The 242-nt window shown below is 57.9% G+C and carries 1 protein-coding gene; it reads right to left on the bottom strand.

Translation table 11 applies throughout. The annotated features are described in order from the left end of the window. On the bottom strand, positions 1–242 hold a 242-nt coding region (locus SB775_RS33095; protein ID WP_410865525.1), incomplete at both ends, for an FGGY-family carbohydrate kinase.

The raw sequence follows: 242 nt of genomic DNA, 5'->3' as shown, positions 1-242 counted from the left end.
GCGTATGGGTGCTGCCGATCATCTCGGAGACAATGCTGAAGTCTTTGATTTCGCCAGTCGCATACATGCCGAGTACGACAGCGCCGAGACAGGAGCTCTCGAAGCTTTCCGGAATGATAACGGGCTTGTCGAAGACATCGGCCAAGAGCTGGCGCCACAATTCGGAGCGGGCAAAACCGCCGGACGCTTGGATGCGTGCCGGCTCACCCGTCAATTCCTCGACGGCAAGAAGCACGGTATAC

Source organism: Peribacillus sp. SIMBA_075, assembly GCF_046534585.1.
This window is presented reverse-complemented; position numbering and strand designations above follow the sequence as displayed.